Below are 22,876 nucleotides of genomic sequence, written 5' to 3'. Positions count from 1 at the left end.
CCCTGCACTCGTTCCCGTCCCGTTCGAGTGTTCATGTCGTACATCGTCCTCGTCGAGGATTCAGGAGCAGCCATGCACGGCCACGGCCAACTGCCGCCACCGCGTCATCGCCCCACGCAGGGTGTGCAGATCACGCTGCGCGTGGTCTTCGTGGCGCTGGCGGTGCTGAGCTGTGGATTCCTCGCCTGGCCCGCCTTGCTGCGGCTTGCCGTCACGACCCGCAGAAGGCTCGACTGGATCCTGTTCACGGCCAAGGTCGTTCTCGACATCGTCGTCATCACGCTCCTCGTCCAGGACCCGGGCGAGGAGGAGTTCACCACCTGGCGCGGGAACGTCGGGATGGGCATCCTGCTCGTCGGCCTGCTCGCCGTCGTCGCGTACTACCTGGCCGCGGACATACGCCACTACAACCGGCCGGCGACCGGGGCCTACGCGCCCGCCACGGGCTACACCCAGCCCCAGGGCGGGTACGGCTACCCGGAGCCGCACCCCCGGCCGTACAACGCGGCGACGGTCCCGAGCCCGCAGGCCTCCGCGCCGAGCCCGCCTCTGCCTCAGCCGTCGGCGCCGTTCACCCCTGCGGTGCCCCCGGGGCCCCAGCCCCCCGCGCCGGGACGCCCCGCGCCCGCCCGTATCGACCAGGTCCGCGCCGAACTCGACGAGCTCAGCGACTATCTGCGCAAGCAGGACGGCGGCATGCACAGCGGCGGCATACCCGACGGTGGCCCGGCCGGTGGCGGCCCGCAGGGCGGCTTCCGGCCCGAGGGCGGCAGGTGACCGTGGCGGCAGGACGCATCGTCGCCGGCCGCTACGAACTGTCCGCGCTCCTCGGGCAGGGCGGCATGGGCCAGGTCTGGACGGCCTACGACCAGCGGCTCGACCGGCGCGTCGCCGTGAAGCTGCTGCGCCCCGACAAGGTCGCCGGGCAGGAGGCCGACGAGCTGCGCCGCCGCTTCATGCGCGAGTGCCGCGTCACCGCGCAGGTCGACCACCCCGGCCTGGTCACCGTGCACGACGCGGGCAGCGAGGGAGAGGAGCTCTTCCTCGTCATGCAGTACGTGGACGGCGCCGACCTCGCCGACCATCTCGCCGAGCACACCCCCTACCCCTGGCAGTGGGCCGTCGCCGTGGCCGCGCAACTGTGCGCCGCACTCTCCGCGGTGCACGCCGTGCCGATCGTGCACCGCGACCTCAAGCCGCGGAACGTGATGGTGAAACAGGACGGCACCGTCACCGTCCTCGACCTCGGCGTCGCCTCCGTCATGGACAACGACACCACCCGGCTCACCCACACCGGTTCGCCCATCGGCAGCCCCGCCTACATGGCTCCCGAGCAGGCGATGGGCGGTGCCGTCGGCCCGTACACGGACCTGTACGCCCTGGGCGTGGTGCTGCACGAACTCCTCAGCGGCGACGTGCCGTTCTCCGGAACCACCGTCCTCGGCGTCCTGCACCGCCACCTCTACGAGCCGCCGCTGCCGGTGCGCCGACTGCGCCCCGAGGTTCCCGAGGCGCTCGAGGACCTGGTCCTGCGGCTGCTCGCCAAGGACCCCCAGCACCGCCCGGGTTCCGCACAAGACGTCTACGCGGAGCTGGCCGCGCTGCTGCCCCCGCGCGCGAGCGCCTTCCCCGGAGGACCGCTCGATCCCACGCGCCCCTTCGTCCGCCCGCATGCCCCCTGGCCGGACCGTGCCGTCACGCCGTCGCCCCAGCCGGCCGCACCCGTCTCTCCGGGCCGGCAGGACGTCGCGGCCGCCGTCGACGAGGTCAAGAAGCTGCTGGGCGAGGGCCGCATCACCCAGGCCGTCGACATCCTCGGCGCGATCCTGCCGACAGCCGCCGCTCAGCACGGCGAGCGCTCACCCGTCGTACGGACGCTGCGCAAGCAGTACGCGGCCACGCTCATGGACGACGGGCAGTACCGCCGCGCGCTGCCCGAGCTGCGCCGCCTCGCCGACGAACGCGCCGCCGAGGCCGGATCCTCCGATCCGGGAGCACTGCGGTTCCGCTACGACGCGGCCCAGTGCCTGGAGCAGCTCGGCGAAGCCGCCGCCGCGCTCGCCGAGTACCGGTCGCTGCTGCCGTACTACCAAAACCAGTACGTGTCCGGAGATCCCGAGCTGCCGCTCGACATCCGCCGCCGCATCGGTCATCTGCTGCTCGCCCTCGGAGACCGGGCGGCCGCCCACGACACCCTGGTCCGGCTGCTGCACGACGCGGACAGGGTGCACGGACCGGGCCACCCCTTCCAGGCCGAGATCCACCGGACTCTGCAGTGGCTGGGGCAGGTACGGGGCTGAGAACGGCTGGCTGAAAGCGGCCGGAGAGCCGCTGAGAGCCGCTGAGAGCGGCCGAGAGCGGCCGAGAGCGGCCGACGCGTTTGAAAACGGCTGACCAAGGGGTGCCGGAAGTCCGCGCGAATCGTTGGTCGAATGGGTGGCCGAGAGCGTGGCCACTGCCTACCATCGATCACCGCAAGACCTTGTGCACCGTCGCACAATCTCCTCGGGAGGCTTCCTTGCACCGCAGCCGTCGCCGTACCGCGCTCGCCGTCTCCTCCGCGGCGCTTCTCGCCGCAATGCCGCTGCTCACCGCCTGCGGAAACGATGCACGCCCCGGCGCGGCAGCCGTCGTCGGCGGCGACCGGATCACGGTCGCACAGCTGGAGGGAAGGGTGGCCGAGGTGCGGGACGCCCAGCGGGCGGCCTCCCCCGACGAAGCGCAGTACGCGCAGGCCATCGCCGCGACCGGCGGCCTCACCCGCGACACCCTGCACACCCTGGTGCTGGACCGGGTGGTGCATCGCGCCGCCGCCGACGCCGGGGTGCGTGTGACGCGCAAGCAGGTCCAGGGCGTGCGGTCGGGCCTCGAACAGCAGGCCGGCGGCGCGAAGCAGCTGGAGGCGGCCTGGCTGCAGCAGTACAGCGTCGCCCCTGCGCGCGTCGACGAAGCCCTCCGTACCGAGATCGAGGCCCAGGAGCTCGCGAAGCGGCTCGGCGCCGACATGAACACATCGGCCGGCCAGGCCACGTTCTGGAAGGCCCTCTCGGACGCGTCGAAGGCGCTCAACATCGACCTCAACCCGCGGTACGGCACCTGGGACGTGGACAAGAGCCGCCGCGCGGACGCCAAGACGCCGTGGATCCGCGAGGTCACGTCGGCCGGGGACAAGCAGGCGTAGGCGTCGCGGCGGTGTCGGTGGCGTGGGTTACGTTCGATGCGTGAACGCAACCAGCTCTGAGGACCCCGGCCGTATCGTCCTGCTCACCACCAGCCATCGCGTCGCGCCCGGGCTGCTGTCCTGGCCCGCCTGGCAGGCGCTCCGCACGGCCGACCGCGTGCTCTGCGCCGACGCGGCGCACCCGCAGCTGCCCTATCTGCGGGACGCGGGCATCGAGGTCGAGCAGGAGGCCCCCACGGCCCAGGAGCTGGTGGACGCCTGTGCGGGCGGCCGGACGGTGGCCGTCGTCGCCACGGGCGAGGGCGAGCCGCTGCTGACCGACGGACTGGCGAGGCTGGCCGGCTCGGGCCGTGTGCAGATGCCCGCACTGGAGCTGCTCCCCGGCTCGTACGACCTGCCGGGCGCCCGCCTCCTCGACCTCGTCCAGGTCATGGACCGCATCCGCACCGAATGCCCCTGGTCATCGACGCAGACGCACCAGGGCCTCGCCAAGTACGGCATCGAGGAGGCGTACGAGCTCGTCGAGGCGATCGAGTCCGGCGACCGCCACGAGTTGCGGGAGGAGCTGGGCGATGTGCTGCTCCAGGTGGTGTTCCACGCCCGTATCGCGCAGGAGGGCCGCCCGGAGGACGGGTCTGAGGCGTTCTCCATCGACGACGTGGCCGGCACGATCGTCGAGAAGCTCATCCACCGTCACCCCCATGTCTTCGGCGACGACACCGCGGAGACGCCCGAGGACGTCAAGGCGCACTGGTTGCGTACGAAGGCGGTGGAGAAGCAGCGGACGTCCGTGACCGAGGGCATCCCGCTGCACCAGCCCGCCCTCGCGCTCGCCGCCAAGCTCGCGTCGCGCACCCGCACGGCGGGGCTCGACGTCGCTCTCCCCGCCGGCGGCGGCATCGGGTACGAACTACTGGCGCTGGCCGCCCGCGCCGAAGCGGAGGGCATCGACCCGGAGACGGCACTGCGCGCGGCGGCCCGCTCGTACCGTGACGCGATACGCGCCGCGGAGGAGGGCGCCGCCGGGGGCTGACCGACGTGGCTCGCGGCGGGCTCGCAGCCACCCCGCGGCCGCCCGCAGTCCCTGCCCACCGCGGACTGCGGATACGGTCGAGACGTGCACGATCAGAACCCCGCCGCCCACGCAGACGAACCCGCTTCCGGGGGACGCTGCCCCCTGGACGAGCCCGTCGCCGCGAGGAAGCCCGCCCCCATGGAGGAGCCCGCCCCGGCAGGGGAGCCCAGCCGCGCAGAGGAGCCGGCCCCGGCCGAAGAGCCCGCCCCGGCAGGGGAGCCCGCCGCGGCAGAGGAACCGGCCCCGGCAGAGGAGCCCGCCGTGGCAAAGGAAGCCCCGGCAGGGGAGCCCACCTGCGCAGAGGAACCGGCCCCAGCCGAAGAGCCCGCCCCGGCAGGGGAGCCCGCCGCGGCAGAGGAACCGGCCCCGGCAGGGGAGCCCACCCCCGCGGCAGAACCCGCCCCCCAACTCTTCACCTGGGAGTTCGCCGCCGACCCCTACCCCGCATACGCCTGGCTGCGGGAGCACGCGCCCGTGCGCCGTACCAGGCTTCCCAGTGGGGTCGAGGCCTGGCTCGTGACGCGGTACGCGGATGCGCGGCAGGCGCTCGCCGATCAGCGGCTGTCGAAAAACCCGGCGCACCATGACGAGCCCGCGCACGCGAAGGGCAAGACGGGGATCCCGGGTGAGCGCAAGGCGGAGCTGATGACGCATCTGCTCAACATCGACCCGCCGGACCACACACGGCTGCGGCGGCTCGTGTCGAAGGCGTTCACGCCGCGCCGCGTCGCGGAGTTCGCGCCGCGCGTGCAGGAGCTCACCGACCACCTCATCGACCAGTTCGCCGACAGAGGCACCGCCGACCTCATTCACGAGTTCGCGTTCCCGCTCCCCATTTACGCCATTTGCGACATGCTCGGCGTCCCCCGCGAGGACCAGGACGACTTCCGGGACTGGGCGGGCATGATGATCCGGCACGGCGGCGGACCGCGCGGGGGCGTCGCGCGGTCCGTGAAGAAGATGCGCGGCTATCTCGCCGAGCTGATTCACCGTAAGCGCGAAGGACTGCGCCAGGACGGCGACGACGACCTCATCTCCGGGCTCATCCGCGCCTCCGACCACGGTGAGCACCTCACCGAGAACGAGGCCGCCGCGATGGCGTTCATTCTTCTCTTCGCGGGGTTCGAGACCACCGTCAACCTCATCGGGAACGGCATCTACGCCCTGCTGCGCAACCCCGTCCAGCGCGAGCGGCTGCAGAAGTCCCTCGCGGCAGGCGAGACGGACCTGCTCGCCACGGGGGTCGAGGAACTCCTCCGCTACGACGGCCCGGTGGAGCTCGCCACCTGGAGGTTCGCGACCGAGGCGCTCACCATCGGGGGGCAGCACATCGAGCCCGGCGACCCCGTCCTCGTCGTACTCGCCGCCGCCGACCGCGATCCCGAGCGGTTCGCCGAGCCCGACACCCTCGACCTGGCCCGGCGCGACAACCAGCACCTCGGATACGGGCACGGCATCCACTACTGCCTGGGCGCTCCCCTCGCCCGGCTGGAGGGGCAGACAGCCATCGCCACGCTGCTGACGCGCCTTCCTGACCTGCAACTCGATGCGGTTCCGGACGATTTGAGATGGCGCGGCGGGCTCATCATGCGAGGGCTGCGGACACTGCCGGTGCGCTTCACGCCGTAGCAGCGGCGGGCCCGGCCGGGACAGACTCCGAGCTGCAGCTGATGGTCCGTCAACCTTGTGACTTTCACGTGATCTCCGCTGCATCGACTTGTGACAAGCGTTCGACTCCCGCTACTTTCACGGTCGACTCGGGTATCAACTGTCCCAGTCGACCCAGTCTTGCCCGGTTGGCTCCGTCGGCCGGGTAAGTCCCCGACCGCGAAAGGCAACCGCATGCTCTCCGGGAACGGCCGACACCGTCGCCCCCGCCAGGCTCCGGCCCTCATCGTCGCGGCGGGGGTGACCGGATCGGCCATCGCGATCCCGTTGCTCGGTGCCACCAGCGCCGGCGCCGCGGACGCCACCACCTGGGACCGGCTCGCCGAGTGCGAGAGCGGTGGCGCGTGGAGCGCGAACGAGGGCGACGGCCACTACGGCGGCCTACAGCTCACGCAGGAGACCTGGGAGAACTACGGCGGCCTCGACTACGCCCCGAGCGCCGATGAGGCGAGCCGTTCGCAGCAGATAGCCGTCGCCGAGAAGATCCTCGCGGACCAGGGTCCCAAGGCCTGGCCGACGTGCGCATTGCTCGTGGGTCTCTCCCAGGGCGGGGCGGCGGCGGACGTCGACCCGGGTGTGTCGGAGGACACATCGAGCCCCTCGTCCGACGCCTCGTCCGGCCCGTCGGACGAGGCGGAGTCCGCCGAGCCGACCGACGACTCCCCGAAGGCTGCCGAAGGGTCGGAAGCCTCCGGCGAGTCAGAATCGGGTAATTCGGACGAGTCGGGCAAGTCTGATGAGTCTGCCCAGAATGAGGGTGATTCGCCCTCCGAGTCCGCTGAGTCCTCCAACTCCGCGGACTCCGGTACGGGAACCGGCCGCCATCGGGGCGAAACCGCCCAGGAGGGCCTGGAGGACACCCGCTCCTCCGACTCCTCCGGCCGTCACGCCTCACGCTCCGACACGGACCGCGGCGACGACGGCTCGTACACCGTGCGCACGGGCGACAACCTCTGGGCGATCGCCGACGCCCATGACGTCGAGGGCGGATGGACCGCTCTCTATGACGAGAACAAGAAGACCGTGGGCGATGACCCGGACCTCATCCTCCCCGGTCAGACCCTGGATCTCGGTCTCGAGTCGATCGATAAATAGCTATAGTTCAGGGCCAATTGTCCGTTTTGGTGGGGCTGAGAGATGCGTCTCAGAAGCCCTGATCGTCTTTGATATCCGCCGAAGCGGATGTTTACGGTCGTGACCGCTCGCCATAGCGGGCACCCGCGGTCGTTACGCCGAATCCTGCCAGCGGCCATACGGGTTCAGTCGTCGCGTCCAGCGCCGTAGGCAGGAGCGGGGGACCCAAGGTTTGCGCCGGCAACGGCAGTTGAGCAGCTGAGCACACGGTGTCGGCTGACGACTGCAGGAACCGGCTTGGGGTGAAGTCGTGCGCAACCACGTGCGACCGGGCACTCACTCGGCCCGAACCCGACAGCTCACCTCGCAGGCGTCGGTGAGGGGATCACTCCATGCTGCGTTCCAGCAAGGGCAACCACCGTCGCTCGTCCGTTCTCAGCCGGACTTCTCGTATCGCCGCGCTCGCCGGTGTCACCGGTGTCGCCATCGCCGCCCCGTTGATGACGGCCGGCTCCGCCTCCGCCGCCACCGCCGCCGAGTGGGACGCCGTCGCCCAGTGCGAGTCGGGCGGCAACTGGTCCATCAACACCGGCAACGGCTACTACGGCGGCCTGCAGTTCTCGACCTCCACCTGGGCCGCGTACGGCGGTACGGAGTACGCCGCCACGGCCGACAAGGCCACCAAGGAGCAGCAGATAGCCGTCGCCGAGAAGGTCCTGGCCGGTCAGGGCAAGGGCGCCTGGCCGAGCTGTGGCGTGGGTCTCTCCAACACCCCGTACGAGGGCGGTTCGAGCGCGGGCACCACGGACTCCGCCACGACCCAGCCGAGCGACGCGACCCAGCAGGGCGATGCGACCCAGCAGGGCGACCCCACTCAGCAGGGCGACGCGACTCAGCAGAGCGAGTCGAACGAGAGCGCGCCCACGCAGAGCGCGCCCACGCCGAGCACGACCACTCCCAGCACCACCACCGAGAGCACGGCCACGCCTAGCACGACCACCCCCGGCACCACCGCCGAGAGCGCGCCCAGCACCACCACGGAGACCGCGCCGAGCACGGAGGAGCAGGCCGCCCCCGGCTCCGAGGAGAGCACTGCGACCGTCGAGACCCCGACCGGCGAGACGGTCAAGAAGGGCGACGGCGAGTACCAGGTCGAGAACGGCGACACCCTCGGCACGATCGCCAAGGACCACAAGGTCAAGGGCGGCTGGAAGAAGCTGTACGAGCTGAACAAGGACGTCGTCGCGGACTGCAACCAGCTCTACCCGGGTCAGCAGCTCCACCTCGGCTGAGGCTTCCCCGAACCCTGAGGCTTCCCCGAACCCCTCACCCCGGTGCGTGTTCCCCCGTACGCGCCGGGGTGAGGCCGTACCCGTACCGGCAGGAGCGAGGAACTTTGTTTCGTTCAGAAACAATTTGCTCTCAGTTTTGTCCAGGGGCCGGTCGGTCGGCTGGCCGTCGCCCCGGAGCCGGATAGGCTCTTGTCGCAAGGCCTAAAGAAACACAGCCCCGCACTTCCAGCGTCACATCCCAGAAGGAGATGCTCGTGCCGTCCATCGACGTCGTCGTAGCCCGGGAAATCCTGGACTCCCGAGGCAACCCCACGGTCGAGGTCGAGGTCGGCCTCGACGACGGCAGCACCGGTCGTGCCGCCGTACCGTCCGGTGCTTCCACCGGTGCGTTCGAGGCCCTCGAGCTCCGTGACGGAGACGCCAACCGCTACGGCGGCAAGGGCGTCGAGAAGGCCGTCCTCGCCGTCATCGAGCAGATCGGCCCGGAGCTCGTTGGGTACGACGCCACCGAGCAGCGCCTGATCGACCAGGCGATGTTCGACCTGGACGCCACCCCGGACAAGTCCTCGCTCGGCGCCAACGCCATCCTCGGCGTCTCGCTCGCCGTCGCCCACGCCGCCTCCGAGGCCTCCGACCTCCCGCTCTTCCGCTACCTGGGCGGTCCCAACGCGCACCTGCTGCCGGTGCCGATGATGAACATCCTGAACGGCGGCTCGCACGCCGACTCCAACGTGGACATCCAGGAGTTCATGATCGCCCCGATCGGCGCGGAGTCCTTCTCCGAGGCCCTGCGCTGGGGCACCGAGGTCTACCACACCCTCAAGAAGGTGCTGAAGTCCAAGGGCCTGGCCACCGGCCTCGGCGACGAGGGCGGCTTCGCCCCGAACCTCGGCTCCAACCGCGAGGCCCTCGACCTCATCCTCGAGGCCATCAAGGAAGCCGGTTACGCCCCCGGCGAGCAGATCGCCCTCGCGCTCGACGTCGCCGCCTCCGAGTTCTACAAGGACGGCAAGTACCTCTTCGAGGGCAAGGAGCGCTCCGCCGCCGAGATGACCGAGTACTACGAGGAGCTCGTCTCCGCGTACCCGCTCGTCTCCATCGAGGACCCGCTGTTCGAGGACGACTGGGCCGGCTGGAAGGTCATCACCGACAAGCTCGGCGACAAGGTCCAGCTGGTCGGCGACGACCTCTTCGTCACCAACCCCGAGCGCCTCTCCCGCGGCATCGAGGAGGGCGCCGCCAACGCCCTGCTGGTCAAGGTCAACCAGATCGGTTCGCTGACCGAGACCCTCGACGCCGTCGAGCTGGCCCAGCGCAGCGGCTTCAAGTGCATGATGTCGCACCGCTCCGGCGAGACCGAGGACGTCACCATCGCCGACCTGGCCGTCGCCACCAACTGCGGCCAGATCAAGACCGGTGCCCCGGCCCGCTCCGAGCGCGTCGCCAAGTACAACCAGCTGCTGCGCATCGAGGAGATCCTCGACGACGCGGCGGTGTACGCCGGCCGCAGCGCCTTCCCGCGGTTCAAGGGCTGAGCCGAGCTCGCACCGCGAGCTGAGGTGTCGCCAGTCGTACGTACGTCCCCGTACCCGGTCCCGTACCGTGTGCGGGGACGTACGCACGTGACGGGGAGGCGGGAACATGGCCGTGCTGTGCTGTCCTGGGGGACAACCCCCGGACCCCCGGCCGACGAGCAGGTGACCGGAGCAATGAGGCGAGGTGAGGCGTCGTGACCACCCGGGACCGGTTCTCCACCGCGACCCGGCTGCGGTTGCTCGGCGAGCAGACCGCCGCCCGTGTCTACCGCTCCCAGACCCGCCGCCAGGCCCGCCGTTCCCGGCTCACCGGCCGCGCCGCGCTCCTCGCGCTGGTGCTCTGCTCGCTGATCGTCGCTCTCGCGTATCCGACAAGGCAGTACGTCGCGCAGCGCGCCGAGATAGAGGACCTGGAGCGGCAGCGGAAGCAGGCCCGCGAGCGGGTCGAGGAGCTGCGGGATCTCAAGGCGCGCTGGAAGGACGACGCGTACGCGGAGCAGCGGATCCGGGAGCGGCTGCACTACGTGATGCCGGGCGAGACCGGCTACATCGTGGTCGACCCGAACCCGGCGAAGCAGACGCGCACGAACCAGGGGGCGGCCCACCGCCCCTGGTACTCCAATGTCTGGGACGGTGTCGACAAGGCTGACCGCTCCGACGACTGACCGAGCCCTGTACAACCTCGTACGAGCCCCGTACGACCTCGCATCTGACTACTGAAAGACGCACCTCACGGCATGGAAACCCCCCCGCCGCCCACCCCGCGCACCGAGCCGACCGACGCGGACGTCGAGGCCTTCAAGCAGCAGCTCGGCCGTCCGCCGCGCGGTCTGCGGGCCATCGCGCACCGCTGCCCGTGCGGACAGCCGGACGTCGTCGAGACGGCGCCGCGGCTGCCGGACGGTACGCCGTTCCCGACGCTGTACTACCTGACGTGCCCGCGGGCCGCGTCCGCGATCGGCACGCTGGAGGCCGACGGTGTCATGAAGGAGATGACGGAGCGGCTGGCCACCGATCCCGAGCTGGCGGCCGCGTACCGGGCGGCGCACGAGGACTACATCCGGCGGCGGGACCAGATCGAGGAGCTCACCGGGTTTCCGAGCGCGGGTGGGATGCCGGACCGGGTGAAGTGCCTGCACGTTCTGGTGGCGCACTCGCTGGCCGCCGGCCCGGGCGTGAACCCGCTGGGCGACGAGGCCATCGCGATGCTTCCCGAGTGGTGGCTCAAGGGGCCGTGCGTGGTGCCCGCCGAAGGGTGATCGCCCCCGCCGCCCCTACCCTTCCCGTCCCTGGGGGCTGCGCCCCCAGACCCCGCTTCGGCCTTGACGGCCTCGTCCTCAAACTCCCCCAGCTAACGCTGGGAGGTGCCCCCAGACGGGCTTAGTCGGCCCACGACTGCAGAAGGAATCCGCCCATGACCCGTGTCGCCGCCATCGACTGCGGTACCAACTCCATCCGGCTGCTCGTCGCCGACGTCCATCCCGACAGCGGTGAGCTCGTCGAGCTCGACCGGCGGATGAAGATCGTGCGGCTCGGGCAGGGCGTCGACCGGACCGGGCGGCTGGCGCCCGAGGCGCTGGAGCGGACCTTCGCCGCGTGCCGCGAGTACGCCGAAGCGATAAGGGCGCACGGTGCGCAGAAGGTCCGTTTCGTGGCGACCTCCGCGTCCCGCGACGCCGAGAACCGCGACGACTTCGTCCGGGGTGTGTTCGACATCCTCGGAGTCGAGCCGGAGGTCGTCACCGGGGACCAGGAGGCCGAGTTCTCCTTCACGGGCGCGACCAAGGAGCTCGTGGGGCGGGACCACCTCGACAAGCCCTTCCTGGTCGTCGACATCGGCGGCGGCTCGACCGAGTTCGTCGTCGGCGAGGAGCACGTGCGCGCGGCCCGTTCCGTCGACATCGGCTGCGTACGGATGACCGAGCGCCATCTCGTACGCGACGGGGTGGTCACCGACCCTCCGACGCAGGGTCAGATCGACGCCGTCCGGGCCGACATCGAAGCCGCTCTCGACCTCGCCGAGCAGACGGTGCCTCTCAAGGAGGCGCGCACGCTGGTCGGGCTCGCCGGGTCGGTCACCACCGTGGCCGCCATCGCGCTGGGGCTTCAGGAGTACGACTCCGACGCGATCCACCACTCGCGCATCTCCTACGAGCAGGTCGCCGCCATCACAAGGCAGCTGCTGTCCTCCACGCACGACGAGCGCGCGGCCATCCCCGTGATGCACCCGGGCCGGGTGGACGTCATCGGTGCGGGCGCACTCGTACTGCTCGCGATCATGGAACGGGTCGATGTCCGCGAGGTCGTCGTCAGCGAGCACGACATCCTTGACGGAATTGCTCTCTCGATCGCCTGAGCGGGTCCGTTATCGCCTGAGCGCGTCCGAGGGGGCCCGAAAACCCCCTCGGCGACAGTCCCTCAGAGCCTTAAGGGCCTGGGAGGTGCCCCCAGTCGGAAAACTTCGTGAAGTTCTTCACAAGGAAATCCGCCCGGCAGGGCACGGATTCCCACTGTCGGCCCTGTCGGCAAGGGTGGTCGGCCCCCGGAAGGCTCGTTCCGGACCGTCGCGCGGACGGCGCAAGCTCCGGGCGCGGGGTAGGTGGTACATCTCCTCCGAGACCGTTGAGGAGCAGCTCACGCGGGCTTGACAACGTTTTGTGAGGTGCCGTGGTTCCTTGCGGAATCATGACCTCCGTCACGTGGGCCGCGGAGTGTAGCAGAGCCCCTGCCGGAGCTTGTGAAGGGGCGCACGAGCGACCCCCTCTGTACGGGTGGATACTCGATGCCATGAGCACCACGGAGCGTCCCAGGATCCTCGTAGTCGGGGGCGGGTACGTAGGCCTGTACGCAGCTCGCCGCATCCTCAAGAAGATGCGCTACGGCGAGGCGACCGTCACGGTCGTCGACCCCCGCTCGTACATGACGTACCAGCCCTTCCTCCCCGAAGCCGCCGCCGGCAGCATCTCGCCTCGGCACGTCGTCGTCCCGCTGCGACGCGTGCTGCCCAAGGCTGAGGTCCTCACCGGCCGTGTCACCACCATCGACCAGGACCGCAAGGTCGCCACGATCGCCCCGCTGGTCGGCGAGGCGTACGAGCTGCCTTTCGACTACCTCGTCATCGCGCTCGGCGCCATCTCCCGGACCTTCCCGATCCCCGGCCTCGCCGAGCAGGGCATCGGCATGAAGGGCATCGAGGAGGCCATCGGCCTGCGCAACCACGTCCTCGAGCAGCTCGACAAGGCCGACTCCACGACCGATGAAGAGGTCCGCCGCAAGGCGCTGACCTTCGTCTTCGTCGGCGGTGGCTTCGCGGGTGCGGAGACCATCGGCGAGGTCGAGGACATGGCCCGCGACGCGGCGAAGTACTACAGCAGCGTGTCCCGTGAGGACATGCGCTTCATCCTCGTCGACGCCGCGGACAAGATCCTCCCCGAGGTCGGTCCCAAGCTCGGCCAGTACGGCAAGGAGCACCTGGAGAGCCGCGGGGTCGAGGTCTACCTCTCCACCTCCATGGACTCCTGCGTGGACGGCCACGTGGTGCTGAAGAACGGCCTCGAGGTCGACTCCAACACCATCGTGTGGACCGCCGGTGTGAAGCCGAACCCGGCGCTGGCCCGCTTCGGCCTGCCGCTCGGCCCCCGCGGCCACGTCGACACCGCCGCCACCCTCCAGGTCCAGGGCACCGACTACATCTGGGCCGCGGGCGACAACGCCCAGGTGCCGGACGTCGCCGCCCGCAAGGCCGGCGTGGAGAACGCCTGGTGCCCGCCGAACGCCCAGCACGCGCTGCGTCAGGCGAAGGTCCTCGGCGACAACGTGATCGCCGGTATGCGTGGCTTCCCGCAGAAGGAGTACAGCCACGCCAACAAGGGTGCGGTCGCCGGTCTCGGCCTGCACAAGGGCGTCGCGATGATCTCCATGGGCAAGATGAAGATCAAGCTCAAGGGCCGTCTCGCCTGGTACATGCACCGTACGTACCACGGCATGGCCGTGCCGACCTGGAACCGCAAGATCCGGGTCTTCGCCGACTGGACGCTCGGCATGTTCCTCAAGCGCGAGGTCGTCTCCCTCGGCGCCATGGAGACTCCGCGCGAGGAGTTCTACGAGGCAGCCAAGCCGACCCCCGCGCCGGCGTCGGCTCAGGCCGCCGCCAAGCCCGAGGAGAAGGCCAAGGCCTCCTGACCGAGGGTCATCTGCTCAGCCCGAAGGGGCCGCCCGCCATCCGTGGTGCGGGCGGCCCCTTCGGCGTGTCCGAGGCGGCCCCTTCGGCTTGTCCGAACCCCGAACTGCCCCCGGACGGCTGCCTGATGGTCTCCGCGGCCTGCGTCCAGCCCCTGGAAGTGAGCCATACGTGTGGGCGGCAAGCATTTTGCCTGGACGTAACGCTTCGGTGGGACTGCGCACGGGCCCCGTAGGTGTTTACGTGGTGTTGGACTGTTCCGCGTTCGTCCGCCATCACGGAGGTGTGCGCCATGCAGGATGCCGCACTGCGGCTGAAGAGTCTTGCCGAGCAGTTGCTGGGCACCCCGCTCCCGGTGCGTGTCCGCGCCTGGGACGGGTCGGAAGCAGGTCCGCCGGGCGCCCCCACGCTCGTCGTACGCAATCGCCGTGCCCTGCGGCGCCTGCTGTGGAAGCCCGGTGAGCTGGGGCTGGCCCGCGGCTGGGTGGCCGGTGACCTGGATGTGGACGGCGATCTCTTCGAGGCCCTGGGCCTGATTGCCGGGCTCATCTGGGAGCGCGACGAGGACGCCAGGGGGGTGTGGGACGCGCTGCGCGACCCCGAGGCGCGTGCAGCCGTGCGGGGTCTCATCAAGGTGGCGGGGCCGTTCCTGCCGCCGCCCCCGCCGCGCGAGGAGATGCGCCGGCAAGGACGCCTCCATCTGCACACCAAGCGCAGCGACAAACGGGCCGTCAGCCACCACTACGACGTGGGCAACGACTTCTACGAGCTGGTGCTCGGCCCGTCGATGGTCTACTCGTGCGCGTACTGGGAGTCCCCGGAGAGCTCCCTCGAGGACGCGCAGCGCGACAAGCTCGAACTCGTCGCTCGCAAGCTGGGTTTGGGGCCCGGGCAGCGGCTGCTCGACGTCGGCTGCGGCTGGGGCTCCATGGCGATCCACGCGGCCCGCGAGCACGGCGTGAGCGTCGTCGGTATCACGCTCTCCGGCGAGCAGGCCGCGCACGCGCGCAAGCGGATCGCGGAGGAGGGCCTCACGGACCGGATCGAGATCCGCGTCCAGGACTACCGCGACGTCGTCGACGGCCCGTTCGACGCGATCTCGTCGATCGGCATGGCCGAGCACGTCGGCTCGGCGCGCTACCTGGAGTACGCGAAGAGTCTGCACGCCCTCCTCAAGCCCGGCGGACGGCTGCTCAACCACCAGATCGCGCGCCGCCCGCAGGCCGACGAATCGTCGTACGCGGTGGACGAGTTCATCGACGCCTACGTCTTCCCCGACGGCGAGCTCCAGCCGGTCGGCACCACCGTCGGGCTGCTGGAGCAGGCCGGCTTCGAGGTGCGCGACCTCGAGTCGATCCGCGAGCACTACGCGCTGACGCTGCGCCGCTGGGTGGCCAACCTGGAGGCGGGCTGGCCGGCCGCCGTGAAACTGACGAGCCCGGGCCGGGCCCGCGTCTGGCGCCTCTACATGGCGGCCTCGGCACTGTCCTTCGAGCGCAACCGCATCGGCGTCAACCAGATCCTGGCGGTCAAGACCCCGGAGTCCGGTGCGTCGGGGATGCCGCTGCGGGCCCGCACCTGGGGCTGACACGCGAACGACGGCGGAACGGCCCGGACGGATGCGCCGTCCGGGCCCTTCCGCGTACGTGCGGCCTCCGGATGAACCCGGTGCGAACGGACCGGCGCAACTCCGTGTCACACGTACGGATGGCGCGGATGGCGTCAACTCCAGAGGGGTCAGGGCACACCCGAAGGCGTGGGATGACGCGGTCTCGGGCGCGCAGGCAGGTGACGAGGAGGTGAAATTCCGTCATTCCATGTTGCAGGGCCGGGGCAGTGGACGGGCTCTTGGCAAGTGCGGATGACCGGTCTCGTCGACTGATGGACCCTCAGACGTCAATAAAATAAGACAACATCGGTCTGTCGTTCCGCTGTTCGGGGGATGCGCGCCGGATAGGCTCTGACCCTCGATGCGGAGCCACGACCTGCCCGGATGGTGGAATGCAGACACGGCGAGCTTAAACCTCGCTGCCCCTTCGCGGGCGTGCCGGTTCAAGTCCGGCTCCGGGCACCTTCACGCTCAGGCGACCGTCTTGAGCAAACGGCGATCCTGCGCGGACGCAATGAACTCACCGGCCGCACCCCCGCCAGGGAGCGGCCGGCGGGCGGACGCGCGATGACCGAGCCGTCAGACAGCCCCTAGGCCGCAGGGCCTAGGGCACGCGCACGGTGTTGAAGCGCCCTGCCGTGTGCAGGTCCGCCTCGATTGCCGCGGCCGTCTTGCGGAGGGCGGGCAACAGGGCGTCGCGGGTGGCCTCGAGAGGGGTGTCCCCGGAGTGCCGGGCCACGTTGAGGGCGGCGATCACCCGGCCGTACGCGTCCCGCACGGGCACGGCGACCGAGCGCAGGCCCTCCTCCAGTTCCTCGTCGATGGCCGCGTAGCCCTGCTCGGCCGTGGCCCGCACGATGTCGGCGAGGACCGGGACCGAGGTGACCGTGCGCTCGGTGAGGGACCACGGCTGTACGGCCGTCAGCACGTGGGCGCGCTCGGCCTCGGGCAGCCCCGCCAGCAACACCCGGCCCATGGCGGTCGCGTACGCGGGGAAGCGCGTCCCCGGCGCGATGTGCACGCTCATGATGCGGACGGTCGGTACGCGCGCCACGTACAGGATGTCCGTGCCGTCCAGCACCGTCACGGATGCGGACTCGTGGACACGGCCGACGAGGTCGCGCAGGTGCGGCTCGGCGAGTTCGGCGAAGGAGAGGGCGGAGAGGCGGGCGTAGCCGAGCTCCAGGACGCGGGGCAGGGGGCGGAAGAGGCGGCCGTCGTGGGCCGCGTACCCCTCCTGCTCCAGCGTGATCAGGCAGCGGCGGGCCGTGGCCCGCGGCAGCCCCGTCGCCGCGGCGAGCGCCGTGAGCGGCAGCCCCTCGCCCCCCGCCGCCCCCAGCGCCCGCAACACGCCCAGCCCGCGCGCGAGCGACTGCAGAAAGCCCGCCCCTAGCTCGGCCTTGGCGTCGCGCGCGACGTCGGCGGGAGAGGCCGGGGAGGAGGCCGGAGTGGCGGTGCGATGGGCGACCGACGGCGCGACGGCCTCCGGCCCACGCTGGGTCGGCTTGCCCTCCGAAGGGCCCTTCTCGGGGCCCGCGGCTGCCTCGGCGGATGTGTGCCGCTGCGGCTCCGCGGTTGCTTCGGCTGCCCTGGCGGATGCGATCGGTCGGGGGGCGGCGGCGGGCTCGGCCGATGTGTGCCGCTGGGTTTCTGTGGCGGCATCGGCGGTCTTGGGTGCGTTGGCGGATGTGTGCCGCTGCGGCTCCGCGGTTGCTTCGGCTGCCCCGGCCGACGCGATCCGTCCGGGCTCCTCGGCTGCCTCGGCGGATGCGTACTGCGGGGGCTCCGCGGCTGCCTCGGTGGATGTGCTGGAGGCGGCCCCAGCGGCGGGGACGGCGGACGTGGCCATCACGGCGGACGCAGCGTGGACAGCGGGAGCGGTCCCCACAGCGGGCACAGTGGGGACGTGGGGGGTCCCTGCGGGGGCGGTCGGAGCGGTCCCCACAGCGGGCCCCGTGTGGTCTTCCGCCACATCCGTCGCTGCGGGTGTCGCCGCAGGTGTCGGCGGCGCAGGGGGCGGCGTCGTGCGCGACCGTTCGAGCGCCTCGGCCAGCCACGCCGCCTCCTCCCGCAGCCGTGGCAGTACGGCCTTCGCGAGGGCCTCGGCCGTGTGTCTGCTCGTATGGCTGACCGCGCTCAGGGCGCATCGGACGCCTCCGCCGGGTGCGGGCACCGGTACGGAGACGGCGACCAGCCCCGGCTCGATCAGCTGGTCGTCCAGCGCCCAGCCCGACGATCCCGCACGCCCGGCCCGGTCGGCGAACTCCGACTCCGTGACCCGGCGCGGTGGCACCACCGTGAACCCATGGGCCTCCGGGTCGGCGGCCCGGCGCGTGCGCCACGCCGCCCACTGCCGCTCGTCCCAGCCGGCGGCGAACAGCGCGCCCGGCGCGCAGCGCTCGGCCGGCAGCAGATCGCCGATGCGGAAGGCCACGGACATGGTGCGGCGCCGGGTCGCCTGGGCGACGAACCGGGCGCCGTCGCCGTCGGGCACGGCCAGCGAGACCGACTCGTCGAGCTCGTCCGCGAGGCGCGCCGTACGGGCGGCCACCTCGGGTGTCAGGCCGGCCGCGGCCAGGTACGCGTTGCCCAGCTCCATCAGACGGGGCGTCAGACGCAGCTCCTGGCCCTGCTGGCGCACGTAACCGAGCCGGATCAGCGTCGCCACGACCCGGTCGACGGTGGAGCGGGCCAGGCCCGTGGCGCGCACGAGGTCGCCCGCCCGCACCTGGTCCCCGTACGGGGCCGACGCCAGGGCGCGCAGGACGGCGAGGCCGCGCTCCAGCGGCCGTACGGACTCATCGGGCATGCGCGCCCCTCCTTCCACCGGGCCTGCGGCGAGCCGGACCGGCTGTGTCGCGGATCGCCGCACGACCCGTTGACACCGGCCCCGAGCCGGATGACACTCCCGCTGAGCAAGATTATGAACTTAAGTTCACCACACGAACAAGAGGTCGTCCATGCGCACCACCGTCGGCATCATCGGAGCCGGTCCCGCAGGTCTCCTCCTCGCCCGCCTTCTCCACAACGCGGGCATCGACTCCGTCGTCCTGGAGAGCCGCGACCGGGCCTACGTCGAGCACCGCCAACGCGCCGGAATCCTGGAGCAGGGCACCGTCGACGTACTGCGCGAGGCCGGGGCCGGCGAGCGCATGGACCGCGAGGGGCTCCCGCACGACGGGATCGAGCTGCGCTTCGACCGCCGCCGCCACCGCGTCGACTTCCCGGCGCTGACCGGCGGCAGGTCGGTGATGGTCTATGCGCAGACCGAGGTGTGCAAGGACCTCATCGCGCTCCAGCTCAAGGAGGGCGGGCCGCTCCTGTTCGAGGCCGAGGCGCTGGCCGTCGAGGGCGCCGACACCGACAGCCCGCGGGTCCACTACCGGCACGAGGGCCGCGAGGAGGTCCTCGAGTGCGACTACGTCGTGGGCTGCGACGGCTTCTGGGGCGTCGCCCGCAAGGCGGTGCCCGCGGAACTCTCCCAGGTCTTCGAACGGACGTACCCCTTCGGCTGGCTGGGGATCCTCGCCGACGTGCCGCCCTCGCACGACGAGCTCGTCTACGCCCGCCACGACCGCGGCTTCGCCCTGCTGAGCATGCGCTCTCCGTCCGTGTCCCGGCTCTACCTCCAGGTGCCGGAGGGCACCGACGCGCAGGAGTGGAGCGACGAGGAGATCTGGGACGAGCTGGAGCGGCGCTTCGAGACGGACGACGACTGGCGGCTGGAGCGCGGGCCGATCACGCAGAAGTCCGTGACGCCCATGCGCAGCTTCGTCCATGAGCCCATGCGGCACGGCCGGCTGTTCCTCGCGGGCGACGCGGCGCACATCGTGCCGCCCACCGGCGCGAAGGGCCTCAACCTCGCCGTCGGCGACGTCGTCACCTTCGCCCGCGCGCTGATCGAGCTCCGCGCGACGGGCGACGCGACCCGCCTCGACTCCTACTCCGGGACGTGCCTGCGCCGCGTCTGGCAGGCCGAGCGTTTCTCGTACGCGATGACGACCATGCTGCACCGCGCCCCCGACGCGACCCCCTTCGACGACCGCATCCAGCTCGCCCGCCTGGACCGCATCACCACAGCACGCTCGGCCGAGACCGACCTCGCGGAGGGATACACCGGCTTTCCCCTCGACTAGTTCAGCCGTCTGTTCGTTCAGTCGTCCGGCGCAACCGAACCGCCCGCAGCGACGTGGTAGCGATCGGGGGAATGCCGGGCGAGAGGCCGGTGTTCCAGGTCACAAGCGGGGAAAGATCCTCCCCAAGCACTAGAGGCAATTCTTTGCCCGGCCATTACTCTTGGGGCAAGGCCGCGCAGGGCGGCCATGGAGGAGTGAAATGAGGAGCAGTAACCCGGTCTTCTCGCGACGGGGGTTCAGCCGCGACAACGGCTACGCGGGCTTCAACGCGCAGCAGCCGCAGGCCGGGGGACCCGCTGTCGGGACGCAGGCCAACCCCTACGCGGGCGGTAACCCGTACGCGCAGGCGCCCGCCAACCCCTACGCCCAGAACCCGTACGCGCCTCAGGGCCTGCAGCAGGGCGCCCCGCCGCAGGCCCCGGTCACCACCGGCCGCATGACGATGGACGACGTCATCATGCGCTCGGCCATGACCCTCGGCACGGTCGCCGTCTTCGCCGTCCTGGCCTGGGCGGTGCTGCCGGTGTCGCCCTCGAGCTACGGCCTCGCCATCGGCTCCGCACTCGTGGCGTTCGTGCTGGCCATGGTCCAGTCCTTCAAGCGCAAGGCGTCGCCCGCGCTGATCCTCGCCTACGCCGCCTTCGAGGGTGTCTTCCTCGGGGTCTTCAGCGAGATGTTCAACACCCGCTGGGACGGCGCGCCCTTCCAGGCCGTGCTGGGCACCATGGCGGTCTCCGGCGCCACCCTCCTGATCTACAAGGCGGGCTGGATCCGCGTCACCGCACGGTACGCGCGCATCGGCATGGCGATCGCCATCGCCTTCATCCTGGTCATGGCGGTGAACCTGCTGCTGGTCGCCTTCGGCGTCGCCGAGGACGGCGGGCTGCGCAGCATGGGCCCGCTCGGTGCGATCGTCGGCATCATCGCGATCGTGCTCGGCGCCTTCTTCCTCACCCTCGACTTCAAGCAGATCGAGGACGGCATCGCCTACGGCGCCCCCCGCGAGGAGTCCTGGCTGGCCGCGTTCGGCCTGACCATGACGCTCGTGTGGATCTACGTCGAGATGCTGCGGCTGGTCGCCATCTTCAGCGGCGACGACTAAAGGCCGCCGACGGCTGCTCACGCGGCCGTCACCGACAACGGCGAGGGGCCCGCGAACCACGGTTCGCGGGCCCCTCGCCGTTGTCGGTCATGACGCCTTCCAGCGGAGCATGCTCAGCGCAGTTTGCGCGCGGCCCGCCTCAGGTCGTGCTCGTGAATGATTGCCTTGGCGTGCCCGTACGCGAGATTGTGCTCGGCGCGGAGCCAGCTGACCTTCTCCTCGAAACGGAAGAGAGCGGGGCCTTCGTCGACAGCCCGAAGCCAGTCGGAGACTTCGCGGCCGGTGCAGTGAGGGATGCGAGCGAGCAGATTGCGGTGGGTCTCCTCGGAGAAGACTTGGGACATCGGCGCCTCCGGACGCACTCGATGTGTTCCGTCCTTCACGCCACCGTGCCTGAGCGTTCGCCCGTTGGCAACAGGCAGGCTCAGGCGCATAGGGTCGCGGCGTGCTTGATACGACTCCTTTGACGTCCGCCGTGGACCATTTCGCCGACCGACTGAGGGCCGCTCCGCAGAGCCGCCTGCAGCGTGGGGCCGCGGCCGAGGCACTGGCCCTGGCCAGGGAGCTCTCGCTGCGGGCCCAGCGCCTGGAGGACCCGGAGGCGGCTCCGCGCGAGATGCCGGACGCGGGGATGTTCGCGGCCGCGGACCAGATCACGGTCGCGGCCCGCGATCTGGCGCTCGTCCTGGAGGACGAGGGTCAGCTCGCCGAGGCGGTGGCGCTGGTGGCGGAGGCGCAGAACCGCGCCGGGGTGTAGCCGGTACCAGGTCGTGGGCAGGCGTTCCTCCCCGAGCCCCCGGGAGGTACCCCAAGCGATGCGGGTACCCCCATGCCCTTGAGGCAATGAGGGAGGGTGAGCACAACGCCACGACGGCGGGGGCCCTGGGGGCGCACCCGGAGGGCCGGCGCCCACTCCAAGGCGAAGGTGGAGCTCCGGCCGCTGGGCTCCCGCCGGAGTGCTCAGAGGCTGGCGATGACCCGGTCCGCCAGGACGAACACGTTCTCGTCACCGCAGGCGAAGGTCAGCGCATACGCGCCCGAGACGGCGGACCCGCCCAGCAGCACGGGCGCCTCGCCGCCGCGCAGTGCGGAGGCCAGCCGCTCGGCCGTGTCCCGGTGCCCCGGGGTCATGCACAGCGTCGTACCGTCCGCGAACACATACACATCGAGCGTGCCCAGCGGCCCCGGCCGTACGTCGGCCAGCGCCGTGCCGGACTCGGCGAGTTCCTCGAGACGGGTCACGGTGCGCTCGTGGTCGTCCGTGCCCCGGGTCTGCGCGGGGACGAAGTCCGGGTGCGAGGGGTGGCGGCGTCGGGCCGCGGCCAGCTCGGGGGACTCCCCGGCGAACTCGTCGACGTCCGCGGCGGGCTCGGCCACCGGCTCCAGACCAGCGAAGTCGGACGGGCGGGGCAGATACACGTCGTCGAGCGGCAGCCCCAGCAGCGACGGGGCGTCCGTGGCGTCGCGGGCCTCCTGGGCGGCCCAGAACGCACGGGCCTCGGCCAGCTCGCGCTCGCGCTCGTCGGCGAGGGCGGCGGTGACGGCCAGTCGTATCGCGTCCGCGTCCGACGTCGTACGGGCGGCGGGCACCGTGGCGCGGACGAAGGCCATGCGTCCCTCGGCCAGCTCCGCGCGCAGCGCCGTGAGCTGCTTGCGCACCCCGTACAGGGAGCGCAGGGCGGCGGCGCCCACGACCGTGGCGGCGGTCGTGGTGAGCAGCAGGGCTAGAGGCATGGCACTCACGACGTAACTCCAAATTCAGACAGAGACCCCCGACTTCCTACATCAGCTTGGGGCCTCCAGCGCCCAGCTGTCAGTGCAATACGTCACGAATTGGACAGTTCTTTGGTCACGAGGTTGAGCGGGATTCCTGGCTGACCTGCGGAAACGACTCTCCCCCAGGAGATAGGTCACATCCTGGGGGAGATTGGATCACGAACCAGGCCCTCGGGTCGGCGAGCCGAGGCGCCGGCTCAGGGGGCCGGAGCGCCGGCTCAGGGGGCCGGAGCGCCAGCTCAGGATCC

At 71.0% G+C, this 22,876-nt stretch carries 19 protein-coding genes, 1 tRNA gene and 1 riboswitch; of the genes, 17 read left to right on the top strand and 3 right to left on the bottom strand.

Annotated features, from left to right (window positions below):
• Nucleotides 1–33: 33 nt before the first annotated feature.
• From ACSMXV_RS18330 to ACSMXV_RS18265, 14 genes are all read left to right on the top strand, one after another.
• Nucleotides 34–777 carry a hypothetical protein gene (locus ACSMXV_RS18330; protein ID WP_473178646.1) on the top strand — a complete coding sequence of 248 codons (744 nt, stop codon included), beginning with the start codon at nt 34–36 and terminating at the stop codon, nt 775–777.
• A gap of 38 nt (nt 778–815) precedes the next feature.
• Nucleotides 816–2,300, top strand: a complete 1,485-nt coding sequence (locus tag ACSMXV_RS18325; protein WP_473178985.1) for a serine/threonine-protein kinase — start codon at nt 816–818, stop codon at nt 2,298–2,300.
• 218 nt (nt 2,301–2,518) lie between these two features.
• Entirely contained in the window at nt 2,519–3,181 is a 663-nt protein-coding gene (locus ACSMXV_RS18320) for a SurA N-terminal domain-containing protein (RefSeq protein WP_473178645.1), read from the top strand.
• Between the two features lie 40 nt (nt 3,182–3,221).
• Nucleotides 3,222–4,214 (top strand): nucleoside triphosphate pyrophosphohydrolase, encoded by a 993-nt coding sequence (locus ACSMXV_RS18315; RefSeq protein WP_473178644.1) that lies wholly within the window; start codon nt 3,222–3,224, stop codon nt 4,212–4,214.
• 303 nt (nt 4,215–4,517) lie between these two features.
• On the top strand, nt 4,518–5,885 hold the full coding sequence (locus ACSMXV_RS18310; protein ID WP_473178643.1) for a cytochrome P450 family protein: 1,368 nt from the start codon (nt 4,518–4,520) through the stop codon (nt 5,883–5,885).
• A gap of 213 nt (nt 5,886–6,098) precedes the next feature.
• Nucleotides 6,099–7,019 (top strand): transglycosylase family protein, encoded by a 921-nt coding sequence (locus ACSMXV_RS18305; RefSeq protein ID WP_473178642.1) that lies wholly within the window; start codon nt 6,099–6,101, stop codon nt 7,017–7,019.
• 171 nt (nt 7,020–7,190) lie between these two features.
• Nucleotides 7,191–7,386: riboswitch (cyclic di-AMP (ydaO/yuaA leader) on the top strand.
• Between the two features lie 4 nt (nt 7,387–7,390).
• The gene (locus ACSMXV_RS18300) at nt 7,391–8,290 is read left to right on the top strand and encodes a transglycosylase family protein (RefSeq protein WP_473178641.1); all 900 of its coding nucleotides are present in this window, start codon (nt 7,391–7,393) and stop codon (nt 8,288–8,290) included.
• Nucleotides 8,291–8,538: 248 nt separating this feature from the next.
• The gene (gene eno / locus ACSMXV_RS18295; protein ID WP_181660804.1) at nt 8,539–9,825 is read left to right on the top strand and encodes a phosphopyruvate hydratase; all 1,287 of its coding nucleotides are present in this window, start codon (nt 8,539–8,541) and stop codon (nt 9,823–9,825) included.
• Nucleotides 9,826–10,019: 194 nt separating this feature from the next.
• Nucleotides 10,020–10,490, top strand: coding sequence for an FtsB family cell division protein (locus tag ACSMXV_RS18290; protein WP_473178640.1), 471 nt, complete (start codon nt 10,020–10,022; stop codon nt 10,488–10,490).
• Between the two features lie 72 nt (nt 10,491–10,562).
• On the top strand, nt 10,563–11,084 hold the full coding sequence (locus ACSMXV_RS18285) for a DUF501 domain-containing protein (RefSeq protein ID WP_473178639.1): 522 nt from the start codon (nt 10,563–10,565) through the stop codon (nt 11,082–11,084).
• Between the two features lie 155 nt (nt 11,085–11,239).
• Nucleotides 11,240–12,181 carry a Ppx/GppA phosphatase family protein gene (locus ACSMXV_RS18280; RefSeq protein ID WP_473178638.1) on the top strand — a complete coding sequence of 314 codons (942 nt, stop codon included), beginning with the start codon at nt 11,240–11,242 and terminating at the stop codon, nt 12,179–12,181.
• Nucleotides 12,182–12,612: 431 nt separating this feature from the next.
• The gene (locus ACSMXV_RS18275; RefSeq protein WP_473178637.1) at nt 12,613–14,007 is read left to right on the top strand and encodes an NAD(P)/FAD-dependent oxidoreductase; all 1,395 of its coding nucleotides are present in this window, start codon (nt 12,613–12,615) and stop codon (nt 14,005–14,007) included.
• A gap of 290 nt (nt 14,008–14,297) precedes the next feature.
• Nucleotides 14,298–15,593: a class I SAM-dependent methyltransferase gene (locus tag ACSMXV_RS18270; RefSeq protein WP_473178636.1), complete on the top strand. Its 1,296-nt coding sequence runs from the start codon at nt 14,298–14,300 to the stop codon at nt 15,591–15,593.
• A 399-nt stretch (nt 15,594–15,992) separates the two neighbouring features.
• A tRNA-Leu gene (locus tag ACSMXV_RS18265) sits at nt 15,993–16,076 on the top strand.
• Nucleotides 16,077–16,218: 142 nt separating this feature from the next.
• Here the strand turns inward: ACSMXV_RS18265 and ACSMXV_RS18260 are convergent.
• Entirely contained in the window at nt 16,219–18,423 is a 2,205-nt protein-coding gene (locus ACSMXV_RS18260; RefSeq protein ID WP_473178635.1) for an IclR family transcriptional regulator domain-containing protein, read from the bottom strand.
• A gap of 151 nt (nt 18,424–18,574) precedes the next feature.
• Between ACSMXV_RS18260 and ACSMXV_RS18255 the strand changes: the two genes are divergently transcribed.
• The gene (locus ACSMXV_RS18255) at nt 18,575–19,750 is read left to right on the top strand and encodes a 4-hydroxybenzoate 3-monooxygenase (RefSeq protein ID WP_473178634.1); all 1,176 of its coding nucleotides are present in this window, start codon (nt 18,575–18,577) and stop codon (nt 19,748–19,750) included.
• A 199-nt stretch (nt 19,751–19,949) separates the two neighbouring features.
• On the top strand, nt 19,950–20,852 hold the full coding sequence (locus ACSMXV_RS18250; RefSeq protein WP_473178633.1) for a Bax inhibitor-1/YccA family protein: 903 nt from the start codon (nt 19,950–19,952) through the stop codon (nt 20,850–20,852).
• A 113-nt stretch (nt 20,853–20,965) separates the two neighbouring features.
• Here ACSMXV_RS18250 and ACSMXV_RS18245 read toward each other — a convergent pair whose 3' ends face one another.
• Nucleotides 20,966–21,196: a DUF4287 domain-containing protein gene (locus ACSMXV_RS18245; protein ID WP_067276214.1), complete on the bottom strand. Its 231-nt coding sequence runs from the start codon at nt 21,194–21,196 to the stop codon at nt 20,966–20,968.
• A 101-nt stretch (nt 21,197–21,297) separates the two neighbouring features.
• Here ACSMXV_RS18245 and ACSMXV_RS18240 point away from each other — a divergent pair, with 101 nt between their 5' ends.
• Nucleotides 21,298–21,609 (top strand): hypothetical protein, encoded by a 312-nt coding sequence (locus tag ACSMXV_RS18240; protein WP_473178632.1) that lies wholly within the window; start codon nt 21,298–21,300, stop codon nt 21,607–21,609.
• A 203-nt stretch (nt 21,610–21,812) separates the two neighbouring features.
• On the opposite strand, the gene ACSMXV_RS18235 is transcribed toward ACSMXV_RS18240, so the two are convergent.
• Nucleotides 21,813–22,586 carry a hypothetical protein gene (locus ACSMXV_RS18235; RefSeq protein ID WP_473178984.1) on the bottom strand — a complete coding sequence of 258 codons (774 nt, stop codon included), beginning with the start codon at nt 22,584–22,586 and terminating at the stop codon, nt 21,813–21,815.
• Nucleotides 22,587–22,876: the final 290 nt, after the last annotated feature.

This window comes from Streptomyces sp. DSM 42067, from assembly GCF_055792885.1.
This window is presented reverse-complemented; position numbering and strand designations above follow the sequence as displayed.